General features: G+C 39.3%; 9 protein-coding genes. 8 read left to right on the top strand and 1 reads right to left on the bottom strand.

What is annotated here, in order from left to right; genetic code table 11:
• Positions 1-142: 142 nt before the first annotated feature.
• The 4 genes from LFLEISCH_RS14115 to LFLEISCH_RS14100 are packed head-to-tail and all read left to right on the top strand — an operon-like array spanning position 143 to position 2,943.
• Positions 143-811 (top strand): HAD family hydrolase, encoded by a 669-nt coding sequence (locus LFLEISCH_RS14115; protein ID WP_007477956.1) that lies wholly within the window; start codon positions 143-145, stop codon positions 809-811.
• Complete coding sequence (locus tag LFLEISCH_RS14110) at positions 798-1,241, top strand: PTS sugar transporter subunit IIA (RefSeq protein ID WP_007477954.1); 444 nt, start codon at positions 798-800, stop codon at positions 1,239-1,241. The genes LFLEISCH_RS14115 and LFLEISCH_RS14110 overlap by 14 nt, the downstream gene beginning before the upstream one ends.
• 17 nt (positions 1,242-1,258) lie before the next feature.
• Positions 1,259-2,140, top strand: a complete 882-nt coding sequence (locus tag LFLEISCH_RS14105; RefSeq protein WP_007477953.1) for an ROK family protein — start codon at positions 1,259-1,261, stop codon at positions 2,138-2,140.
• Positions 2,137-2,943, top strand: a complete 807-nt coding sequence (locus tag LFLEISCH_RS14100) for a MurR/RpiR family transcriptional regulator (protein ID WP_007477952.1) — start codon at positions 2,137-2,139, stop codon at positions 2,941-2,943. The genes LFLEISCH_RS14105 and LFLEISCH_RS14100 overlap by 4 nt, the downstream gene beginning before the upstream one ends.
• Before the next feature lie 41 nt (positions 2,944-2,984).
• Here LFLEISCH_RS14100 and LFLEISCH_RS14095 read toward each other — a convergent pair whose 3' ends face one another.
• Positions 2,985-4,040, bottom strand: a complete 1,056-nt coding sequence (locus LFLEISCH_RS14095; protein WP_007477951.1) for an Lmo2079 family surface lipoprotein — start codon at positions 4,038-4,040, stop codon at positions 2,985-2,987.
• A gap of 410 nt (positions 4,041-4,450) precedes the next feature.
• Between LFLEISCH_RS14095 and sufC the strand changes: the two genes are divergently transcribed.
• The 4 genes from sufC to sufU are packed head-to-tail and all read left to right on the top strand — an operon-like array spanning position 4,451 to position 8,170.
• Entirely contained in the window at positions 4,451-5,236 is a 786-nt protein-coding gene (gene sufC / locus LFLEISCH_RS14090) for a Fe-S cluster assembly ATPase SufC (protein ID WP_007477948.1), read from the top strand.
• A gap of 19 nt (positions 5,237-5,255) precedes the next feature.
• Complete coding sequence (gene sufD / locus LFLEISCH_RS14085; protein ID WP_007477947.1) at positions 5,256-6,557, top strand: Fe-S cluster assembly protein SufD; 1,302 nt, start codon at positions 5,256-5,258, stop codon at positions 6,555-6,557.
• Complete coding sequence (locus tag LFLEISCH_RS14080) at positions 6,558-7,784, top strand: cysteine desulfurase (RefSeq protein WP_007477946.1); 1,227 nt, start codon at positions 6,558-6,560, stop codon at positions 7,782-7,784.
• The gene (sufU, locus tag LFLEISCH_RS14075) at positions 7,781-8,170 is read left to right on the top strand and encodes a Fe-S cluster assembly sulfur transfer protein SufU (protein WP_007477944.1); all 390 of its coding nucleotides are present in this window, start codon (positions 7,781-7,783) and stop codon (positions 8,168-8,170) included. The genes LFLEISCH_RS14080 and sufU overlap by 4 nt, the downstream gene beginning before the upstream one ends.
• The last annotated feature ends 3 nt before the right edge of the window (positions 8,171-8,173 follow it).

The following is an 8,173-nucleotide window of genomic DNA, read 5'->3' as shown; positions in this document are numbered from 1 at the left end:
TTGATTATTTAAACGCACCAGAATATGCAGAAATGATTATCATCTGGTGRAAGATCGTAAAAGRAAAAATAAAAAGGATTTGGAAGGGAACATTTTAGAAGCGTATCCCTTCCAAATTTTAGTTGTTTCAAGGAGGGAAAACATGCTTAAAGCCATTATTATGGATTTTGATGGAGTGATTGTGGATACAGAGGTCATTTGGTATGACATTTTTAAAGAATGGTTGCAAAAAGAACAAAATTATCACGTGTCGATAGAGGAATTTTTAATTTGCGTAGGAGCAAGTGATGATGCGTTTTTCAAACAATTAGCGGAAGAAAAAGGAATTCGCGTTGATCGAACTAAATTTGCCGAGGAAACAAAAAAACAATTTATGGAACGAAGTAAGGACCTACCGCCTAAAGATGGCGTTGTTTCGTTTATCAAACAGGTGAAACAAGCGGGCTTAAAATTGGCACTGGCAACTTCATCGATGCGTGAAAAACCAGTTTCACATTTGACGCGTTTAGAGCTACTCGAATTCTTTGATATTATTGTGACGGCAGAAGATGTTAAACGGATTAAGCCGGCACCGGATTTATTTCAGGCGGCCATCCAAAAACTAGGCGTAACGAAAGAAGAAGCGATGATTATTGAGGACTCTAAAAATGGGTTGAAAGCGGGGAACCAGGCAGAAATTCCCGTTATTGTTGTCCCTAATGAGGTTACAAAACATAGTGATTTAACCCCAAATTATCGTTTGATTGATTCTTTAGAGGGTTTCGATGTAGAAAAATTAAAAAATGAGGTGGATAAGCATGCTGCTAAATAAGGTGAAAATTGAGGATGTTGAAATTGGTGTGTCGGCTAGCAACTGGGAGGCGGCTATTCGAAAAGCTGCGGCGAAATTATTGGATAGAGGGGCGATTGAGCCATCTTATGTGGAAGCTATGATTCGGTCGATGCACGAAAACGGGCCATATATTGTGATTGCAAAACATATTGCGCTGGCCCATGCTAGACCGGAGTTTGGGGTGAATCAAAATGGTCTTACTTTTACTACTTTAAAAGAAGGAGTGGCATTTGGAAGCGAGTTATTCGATCCGATTTATTTAATTATTACGCTTGCAGGGGCGAGTGCGGATGACCATTTGGAACTTCTCGGTGAACTGGCAGAAGTGTTAATGGAAGAAGAGCGTATTAACCGGCTTATTCAAGCAAAAACGGAAAAGGAATTTTACGAAGAACTTATAAAATCCTAAATACGGGGGTGTTTGGATTGAAAAAATATCTGTGTTTTGATATTGGCGGAACGGCTATTAAATTTGCAAAGTACGATCAGGCCGGAAAACGTCTAACACCGATTCAAACTGAAAAAACACGGCTAAGCGAAACGGATAATTTTATAATGGAGACGGTACTCAATATTATTCGTCATGAACAAGATAAATTAGATGGTATTGCGATTTCGACAGCAGGTGTTGTGGACTCTGAACGAGGCGAAATTAGTTATGCAGGCTATACGATTCCGGCTTATACGGGTACAAAAATAAAAGCGCAAATTGAAGAAGCCTCCCAAATTACTTGTCATGTTGAAAATGATGTAAACTGCGCGGCACTTGGCGAATTTTATTCAGGAAAAGTAGCGAGTGGTGGATCCGTTTTATGCCTCACGATTGGAACAGGCATCGGCGGCGCCTTTTTATCGGAAGGGAAGCTTTTTAAAGGGGCAGGAAACCGTGCGCTTGAAATTGGTTATATGCAAATTAATGGCAATGATTATCAAGAGTTGGCGTCAACTAGCGCACTTGTGAAAAAGGCGAATGCTCTTTTTAGTCGAACGGATTTAACAGGAAGGCAAATTATGGCGGAGGCGCAAGGTGGAAATGAAAAAATGCAGGCCTTACTTGGGGTTTGGATTGACAATCTTACAGCGGGTCTTGTAAATTTAATTTATGTTCTTAATCCAGAGGTGATTATCCTTGGCGGTGGTATTATGGAACAAAAAGACTATTTTAAGCCGCGTATTGAAGAGGCACTTTTAAATCAGCTTGTTTCACCTTCTTTTAATGCAAACGTTCAGTTTGCTACACTTGGAAATGAAGCGGGGATGGTCGGAGCGCTCTATCACTTTTTAACCAAAGAAGGTTGTGTGTCGTGAATATCTTACAAAAAATCCAGCAAATGTATAATGTTCTGCCGCTAAAAGAGCGGAAGGTGGCGAAATATATTTTAGAGGAAAGTAATGCCATTCAAAACATTACTATCACTAACTTGGCGAAAAAAACCAAAACGTCTAGTGCTACGATTACGCGTTTTGGAAAGCGACTTGGTTGTGATAGTTTTGTTGACTTGAAAATTAAAATCAATACGGCATCCAGAGACTTACCAAAAGCCGGTTATGAAGATATTTTTGAAGATGTATACTCGTTTTATCATAAAGTGATTGATAATACGGTGGAAATGATTGATAAAGAGGAGATTCGAAAAGTTGTTCAGTTCATTCGTTCTGCAGGCCGCGTATATATTTGCGGATTAGGTAGCTCTGGGCTAACGGCCATTGAAATGTCTCAACGGTTTATTCGGATGGGATTAAATGCAACAGGGCTAAATGAATCGCATATGATGATTATTACAGGGGCCATTACTAAACCATCTGATATTGTTATCGGGATTTCAAATTCAGGAAATACACTTGAACTCATCAGCACGCTAAAAAAGGCGAAAGAAAATGGAAGTAAAATTGTCACGTTTACGAGTTTTGAAAAAAATGAAATGGTAGAGTTAAGCGACATTAACATTCCAGTCTACAATAGCCTTTTTGTCAGCAATCAATATTTTGTGAATAGCCAGTTTTCGCTTATGTATGTGATGGACATTATTTCGATGATGTTACTTGAAGACACAAAAATGCACGAAAACATGGAGAAAACCATTCATACGGTTAATAAAGAATTTTTTTAATGAAAAACCACGCATTCACAAGCTGATTGCGTGGTTTCGGTTTATTTTTTTTGTTCTGCTAAATATGTTTTTAATCCGTCAGATATCATTTTATCTAATTCTTTTTTAGTGACAATGTCATCTTTTTTTGGTAGCTCGGTTACTTTTTCATAAGGTGACCAGTTAAGTTCTAAATTAACATCAAAAGCATCCTGTGTCGCATCGTCTTTGTAAATGGTATCCAAATTAAGTTTACGAATACCCATTTTCTCATCAGGCGTTAGTGTCATAAGAATATCAAGATGGCGATGTTCATCTTTTTCTAATTCTTTAAAATAACGCCGCGTTTCATTTTGGTAGTCTCGCCAAATTTCCTTCGCTCTACTTGTTGAAACTTGATTTTTGTCTGAAAGAAGGGAAATAATCGCGCCGTTTTTATTCCAAGTTTTAAGTAGCTCGTCATTTAATTGGACAAGATCATCTTTATGAATCGAAATTTCAAACGTACCGTCTGGCTTTGTTTTAAAACGATTATCATCAAGATTGTTCATAAATTCGTATAAGGTAATACTTGATTTTTCTTCTAACAGTTTAATTTGTTCTGCTTGCACCTGAACGTTTTCAGGATTAATGGGTTGATTGGAAATATTCTGTAGTGCAGAATAAACATCAAAATATTTTCCTTTTAATTGTTCATTTTGATTTAGAGCGGTTGTATAGACCTGCTTCGCTCTCTCGCTAAGAAAATCTTCAGAATTTTGAGCAAAACGATATAATGAATTCACAGGCAGATAAATCAGTCCGTTTTTGTTATCTTGAATGGTTTCAAGGTCAATAGACTGACCATGCCAAGCGATATTTGTCTGTAAATGAGAGATATCGTTTTCGTTATCTTTTGAAAGCTTAAGATTTAATTTTGTTGTGTCTAAGTAGTCTACGTCTAATAATTTTTCATATTTAGTAGATGCTTTATTAATTGATAATTTCGCATCTAGTGTATACGTTTCATTTGTACTTAATTTGCGTAGTGCCGTTGTAAAATCGGACTTAGGCGTACTACATCCACTTAATGAGAGAAAGAAGAATAACAGGACAACGCCTAGTATTCTTTTTTGCATAAAAATCTCCTCCGATGTCAGTCGTCATATCAATGCGTGCGTCGATTTGTTTTGCGTAAACTTTGAGTTTTTCTACAATCTAATATTACATAAATAAATTAATGTTTCAATAATATTACGCTAGCTTAACATTAACATATCATAACGGAATAAACAACCTCTTTTTTTATGGGGAAAAGCTAGTTTCTCCTTGTTTGAGTGAAACAATGTAAGTAAAAATGAGTAGAGATTCTCAAATACATCTTGAAAAATGATAATTTAAAGTGAAGTGGAAAATTTGTGTTATTCATAGTAAAATGAAGGTTGGATGATTAGCTGTGTAGTTTTTTATAGTTGTAAACAAATTAGAATTATACTAAACTGGAATTATGCGAAATTGCACGCAAAACAAACTAGGGAGGGTATTTTGAATGTCAACACTTAAGATAGAAGATTTACATGTTGAAATAGAAGGAAAAGAAATTTTAAAAGGTGTGAACCTTGAAATTTCAACTGGAGAGATCCATGCGATTATGGGGCCAAACGGAACTGGGAAATCAACACTTTCCGCGGCTATTATGGGTCACCCTAAATATGAGGTAACAAAAGGACAGATTACACTCGACGGAGAAGATGTGCTGGAGATGGAAGTTGATGAACGCGCACGCGCCGGTCTGTTTTTAGCGATGCAATATCCAAGTGAAATTAGTGGGGTAACTAATGCCGAATTTATTCGTGCAGCAATCAACAGCAGACGAGAAGAAGGAAAAGAAATTCCACTCATGCAGTTTATTCGTAAACTAGATGAGAAAATGGAACTTTTAGATATGGACGAAGAAATGGCTGAACGCTATTTAAACGAAGGATTTTCTGGTGGGGAGAAAAAGCGTAATGAAATCTTGCAACTCCTAATGATTGAGCCTGAGATTGCGATTTTAGATGAAATTGACTCTGGTCTTGATATTGATGCACTTAAAGTTGTATCTAAAGGGGTAAATGCTATGCGCGGCGAAGGATTTGGCTGCCTTATTATTACCCACTACCAACGTCTTTTAAATTATATTGAACCAGATTTTGTGCATGTTATGATGCAAGGGAAAGTTGTGAAAGAAGGCGGCGCAGAACTTGCTAAACGCTTAGAAGCAGAAGGTTATGACTGGATTAAGCAAGAACTTGGCATTGAATTTGAAGAAGAAGACGACGTAGTCGAAAAATAAGGAAAGTGGGGTTAAAATCATGGCAGAAAATGTAATCGCAGGGAATGATTTTATCCGCGCTTTTTCTGAAGATGCCAGCGAACCAACTTTTTTAACCGAAAGTCGCTTGGCAGCTTGGAAATTAGCAAGTGAATTAGACTTGCCTTTTGTGGATAAAACGAAGATTGAACGTTGGAATTTTACAAAATTCGATACATTTGAAGGAGCTAGCACGGGAATTTCAAACGAAGAATTAGCGGAAAAAGTAACGAATTTAGTTGATTTAGATAATCAAGATGCGAACTATTATATACAAGTGGATGCGCGTCCGGCAAGGCTACAACTTAAAAAAGAGTTGCGTGACAAGGGCGTTATTTTAACGGATATTGTAACAGCTGCAAAAGAACACACGGATCTTTTTAAACAATATTTTATGAAAGATGCGGTACAAGTGGATGAGCATAAATTGACGGCGTTTCATGCCGCGCTTGTAAATGGTGGCGTATTTTTATATGTACCGAAAAATGTGGAAATTACTGAGCCGATTCAAACGATTTTTGTTCAAGCAGATGCGAGTAAACCACTTGTGAATCATGTTTTATTAGTAGCGGATGACAATAGTTCCGTTACCTATGTTGAAAATTATGTTTCACTTGATGAGGAAGGCGCGGGAATTGCAAACATTGTAGAAGAAGTAATTGCCTGCCAAAACGCGCGTATTACATTTGGTGCTGTTGATAACCTTTCAAAAGGTGTGACGACCTATGTGAATCGTCGCGGTCATATTGGGGCGGATTCTTCTATTGAATGGGCACTAGGCTTAATGAATGACGGTGATACGATTAATGAAAATGTCACGAATTTGATGGGTGACGGTTCAACTGGCGACGTGAAGACGGTAACGGTTGGACGAGGGAAGCAGACACAAAACGTGACGACAAGAGTCACTCATTACGGGAAAGCCTCTACTGGGACTATTTTATCCCATGGAGTAATGAAAGATAAGGCTACGACGATTTTTAATGGAATTGGACATATTAAGCATGGCGCTTCGAAGTCTGATGCACAGCAAGAATCCCGCGTTCTTATGTTAAGTAAGGGTGCGCGTGGTGATGCTAATCCGATTCTTTTAATTGATGAAAATGATGTTGTCGCAGGTCATGCGGCTTCGGTTGGTCGGGTTGATCCGGTTCAGTTGTTTTATTTGATGAGCCGAGGTATTTCAAAACAGGAAGCTGAACGTCTTGTGATTCACGGATTCCTTGACCCTGTTGTGAAACAATTGCCAATTGAAGGCGTAAAAGTGATGTTAAAGGAAGTTATCGAAGGGAAAGTGCGTTAAATGAAAGATTTCGCCAAAATTCGCTCTGACTTTAAAATATTGGAGCAGGAAGTTAACGGAAAGCCGCTTGTTTATTTAGATAACGCGGCGACTGCACAAAAGCCAAAGCAAGTGGTGGATGCGCTCGTTTCTTACTATGAAATGGATAATGCGAACGTCCACCGAGGTGTACACACGCTTGCTGGACGCGCGACAGATGCTTACGAGGGTGCACGGGAAAAAGTTCGGGCATTCATCGGGGCTAGCCATACAAAGGAGATTATTTTCACACGAGGCACGACGACGGGACTCAATTTGGTAGCGGATAGCTACGGGGCAGCGAATATTTCGAGTGGGGATGAGATTGTTATTTCACACGTAGAACATCATAGTAATTTTATCCCGTGGCAACAGCTTGCAAAACGCACAGGGGCGACACTTAAATTTATCGAACCAGAAGAAGACGGCTCTATTTCTGTAGAAAAAGCGGCTTCCGTTATTGGCGCTAAAACGAAAATTGTAGCGATTACGCATGTTTCAAATGTACTGGGAACGATTACGCCGATTCAGGCAATAGCTCAAATCGCACATGAAAATGGGGCTGTCATTGTTGTTGACGGGGCGCAAGCTGTTCCGCATATGGCGGTGGATGTAGCGGCTCTTGATGTAGATTTCTATGCGTTCTCGGGACATAAAATGCTGGCGCCAACTGGGACGGGTGTTTTATACGGGAAAAAAGCACTTTTGGAAAAAATGGAACCGACTGAATTTGGCGGCGAAATGATTGATTTTGTGAATTTGTATGATTCAACGTGGAAGGAGTTGCCGTGGAAATTTGAAGCGGGGACACCGACGATTGGAGGACAAATTGCGCTTGGTGCGGCGATTGATTATTTAACGGAAATTGGTATGGATGCTGTGCATTTACACGAGGGGGAACTTGTTCGTTATGCGTTAGCTGAAATGCAGAAGATTTCGGGCATTACGATTTACGGGCCGCTGGATGCGAATAAGCGCGCTGGTCTTGTGACATTTAATTTGGAGGGCGTTCATCCGCACGATTTGGCGACTGTTCTTGACGAAGAAGGAATTGCTATTAGAGCGGGGCATCACTGTGCCCAACCGCTGATGAAATGGCTTGGCGTAAATTCAACGGCTCGAGTGAGTTTCTATATTTATAATACAAAAGAAGAAGTGGATGCGTTTATTCAAGGATTAAAGTTGACAAAGGAGTATTTTGGCTTATGACGAGTCGTAAATTAGATGGGCTTTATAGACAAGTGATTATGGACCATTACAAGAACCCTCGGAATAAAGGAGAGCTCGCGGAGTCAAACGTTACGATTGATTTAAATAACCCGACATGTGGTGATGAAATTCATTTGCATTTAAAGCTCGATGATAATGTTATTACAGCAGCAAGCTTTACGGGAAGTGGATGTTCGATTTCGATGGCCAGTGCTTCCATGATGACAGAAAGTGTTATCGGGCATACGGAAGATGAGGCTATCCATATGGCACACCAATTTTCCGAAATGGTACAAGGACATGATCATGAAACGATTGATGAATACGGGGACGTGGAGGCACTCGCTGGCGTTGCTAAATTCCCAGCACGAATTAAACCACACTAGCCT

The sequence above is a fragment of the Listeria fleischmannii subsp. fleischmannii LU2006-1 genome, from assembly GCF_000344175.1.
Classification (GTDB): Bacteria; Bacillota; Bacilli; order Lactobacillales; family Listeriaceae; genus Listeria; species Listeria fleischmannii.
Note: the sequence above shows the minus strand (reverse complement) of the source record. Positions and strands in the feature narration are given on the sequence as shown.

Excerpts from the sequence above, each read along its gene's own strand:
- LFLEISCH_RS14080 (WP_007477946.1), top strand. The coding sequence starts at position 6,558 with ATGAAAGATTTCGCCAAAATTCGCTCTGACTTTAAAATATTGGAGCAG.
- LFLEISCH_RS14095 (WP_007477951.1), bottom strand. The coding sequence starts at position 4,040 with ATGCAAAAAAGAATACTAGGCGTTGTCCTGTTATTCTTCTTTCTCTCA.
- sufC (WP_007477948.1), top strand. The coding sequence starts at position 4,451 with ATGTCAACACTTAAGATAGAAGATTTACATGTTGAAATAGAAGGAAAA.
- LFLEISCH_RS14115 (WP_007477956.1), top strand. The coding sequence starts at position 143 with ATGCTTAAAGCCATTATTATGGATTTTGATGGAGTGATTGTGGATACA.
- sufU (WP_007477944.1), top strand. The coding sequence starts at position 7,781 with ATGACGAGTCGTAAATTAGATGGGCTTTATAGACAAGTGATTATGGAC.
- LFLEISCH_RS14110 (WP_007477954.1), top strand. The coding sequence starts at position 798 with ATGCTGCTAAATAAGGTGAAAATTGAGGATGTTGAAATTGGTGTGTCG.
- sufD (WP_007477947.1), top strand. The coding sequence starts at position 5,256 with ATGGCAGAAAATGTAATCGCAGGGAATGATTTTATCCGCGCTTTTTCT.